We start from the raw sequence: 547 nt of genomic DNA, 5'->3' as shown, positions 1-547 counted from the left end.
CCGTATCTTCGGTGACGAGCATGCGCGCAACGAGTTCATGGTCAAGGTGGCGTTCCCATTTTGAAGCGCGTCCATTGATACGGAGACAGACATGAAGTGGACTCCCATGGCGGCAGTGCCGCTTGCGGTGCTGGTCGTGCCCGTCCAAGCGACGGAATACCTGACAGTTCAACAGGCTCAGGCGCAGATGTTTCCTGGCGCGAGTTTTCAGGCCGTGCCTCTCCAGATTACGGACCAGATTCGCGAAACATTGAACGAGCGCTCCGGGGTACACGAGCCATTCAATGACAAGGGGGTCTGGAAAGTGTCGACTGGCGGCTGGTTCATCGTGGATCGCGTGGTGGGCAAGCATGAAAAAATCACGTATGCCGTGGCGCTCGACGCCAAGGGAGCCGTGCGCGCCGTCGATATCCTGACGTACCAGGAAACGTATGGCTATGAGGTGCGCAATGCCGACTGGCGTGCCCAGTTTGTTGGTAAGACCGCGCAGGATGCTGTGCAGCTTGGTAAAGACATCCGTAACATCAGTGGCGCGACGCTCTCATGC

1 protein-coding gene is annotated in these 547 nt (G+C 58.0%); it reads left to right on the top strand.

Annotated elements, in window-relative coordinates:
* Positions 1-91 precede the first annotated feature (91 nt).
* The coding region (locus tag I6F21_RS37615; RefSeq protein WP_225184370.1) for an FMN-binding protein at positions 92-547 on the top strand (456 nt) is incomplete at its 3' end.

The organism is Bradyrhizobium sp. NBAIM03, from assembly GCF_020194055.1.
GTDB lineage: Bacteria > Pseudomonadota > Alphaproteobacteria > Rhizobiales > Xanthobacteraceae > Bradyrhizobium > Bradyrhizobium yuanmingense.
Note: the sequence above shows the minus strand (reverse complement) of the source record. Positions and strands in the feature narration are given on the sequence as shown.